The sequence below is a fragment of the Thermostichus vulcanus str. 'Rupite' genome, assembly GCF_022848905.1.
In the GTDB taxonomy this organism is placed as follows: domain Bacteria; phylum Cyanobacteriota; class Cyanobacteriia; order Thermostichales; family Thermostichaceae; genus Thermostichus; species Thermostichus vulcanus_A.
Genome location: NZ_JAFIRA010000113.1, coordinates 1 through 1,618, shown reverse-complemented (window position 1 = coordinate 1,618; position 1,618 = coordinate 1). Strand labels below are relative to the sequence as shown.

The following is a 1,618-nucleotide window of genomic DNA, read 5'->3' as shown; positions in this document are numbered from 1 at the left end:
TGTTCTAACTCTACAAACTCTTGGATTTTGACTCCAGCAAGACCCAATAACTTATCAAGAGGAACCAATGTTCGTCATGGAACTCAGTATCTCATTATACTATCGACACCAAAATGTCAGGAGAGCCGTCGTCTTCAAAGGTTTGCTGTAAGCAGGAGCGATCTATTATGCTTGCATAGTTAGCTCGAATAAACGCATCAATATTTTCCCTGGCGAACATCCGCCGCTGCAATGCCTTGGCATATTGCAGCATGGCTCTTCGTTTACGCTCATCACGGGGTTCCAAACGATAAATCGCTCGCTGCACATCATCGCGCACGCCATCTCCATCCGCATCAATCCCTTCCAAAGTGCGCTTCCCTTCTTCCCCCGGATCCGGCGGCAAATTCGGGAATAACCGATTCAGCTCATCCTCTGGGAGCAGACTGGCGGTTGGGTCAGAACCCGGATTGCCTGAACCAGATCCCTCTTCATCCGTAGGGGATCCCGTTGGATTGTTTACAGAACCTGGCGAAGCAGTGGATCCCAGAGTAGGAGAAGCCGATGCGACAATGGTGGGCTGCACGACTCCCGGCAAACTTGCCAGAGAGGAACCACCCCCGCCACTGCACCCACACAGCAGCACCAGCACAGAAGCAAGCATCAACATCAGCAGTACCCTGAGACCGACCGTTCATCATCGCCTTGGTTCTAGCCGTTCAAGCGGTACAAGTGACCCCCACAGGGATCCAGCAGCAACCCAAAACCGGGGCAGGGATCCTTAGGAAGAAACTCTCTCAAGAGGATCTGCCGTTCATCACCCGACTAGCGCAAGACCTGATTTACGTCTCGAACAGGGCGAACGCTCTCTCACCTCTGTGGGCTGTACCTGTTGCAAAATCTTGCCCAGGGTGGTGCCGTCGGTGAGATCCCCATAGTGCAGAGAGAGCCTCGCCTGGAGATCGTGCGAATCCACATCGATAGTTCAGCCCCATTCAAAACCCGACAGCAACATCAGTTGGTTGACACTCCCCCGGTTAGAAACCGGGGGATTCTCCCTTCTAGCCCCCCACAGCTTGAAGCTGTGGAGTATTCATAGCACTCCGTGCCGTGCAGAGCACGAGGGAGTTCAGGGGATTGCCAACTACCCCATCCCCTGAGCCGACCCTACCTATTACAGATACGGCTTCTTTTAGACTCAAAGGACACGCGAATCCATCCCACTGGGCAATGTTCATAGCCGCATTCCAGTCGGCATCACAGCAATACCCGTCCTGCCCGGTGAACAGATGCCCACTCCTTTTCCCAATCAATCCTGTCCTGTGGTCGGTTTTGGATGTGTAGGCAGCAGGGCGCTTGTGCAGGGTTCTGCCCGCCATTTCCAGCTTGTAGGCGGTTTTCTGCTCCAAGTCGTAGTACGACCAGGTATGGCGCGATTTCCCGGCATCCGAACGCGCCTTCTGGCTCTGTCTGGATTGGCGGATACCTGAGAGGTCTTCCATCCACACATCCGCATTCACCGCATTGGCAAACCGCACAATGCGACGGCTAACGGTGTGGTTGACTGCCCTCATCCAACGGGCTTCTTTGCGCTCCAGTCGCTTGAGTGCTCGGTATTTACCCGCCTGTTGCAACTGGG

The 1,618-nt window shown here is 54.3% G+C and carries 2 protein-coding genes and 1 pseudogene; all 3 read right to left on the bottom strand.

What is annotated here, in order from left to right:
- Positions 1 to 94: 94 nt before the first annotated feature.
- Positions 95 to 649: a hypothetical protein gene (locus JX360_RS17365; protein ID WP_244353496.1), complete on the bottom strand. Its 555-nt coding sequence runs from the start codon at positions 647 to 649 to the stop codon at positions 95 to 97.
- A gap of 201 nt (positions 650 to 850) precedes the next feature.
- Positions 851 to 955 (bottom strand): annotated as a pseudogene (locus tag JX360_RS18190) (GDP-mannose 4,6-dehydratase); the annotation flags it as partial.
- 85 nt (positions 956 to 1,040) lie between these two features.
- A partial coding sequence (locus JX360_RS17360) for a zinc ribbon domain-containing protein (RefSeq protein WP_244353494.1) occupies positions 1,041 to 1,618 on the bottom strand: 578 nt, incomplete at its 5' end.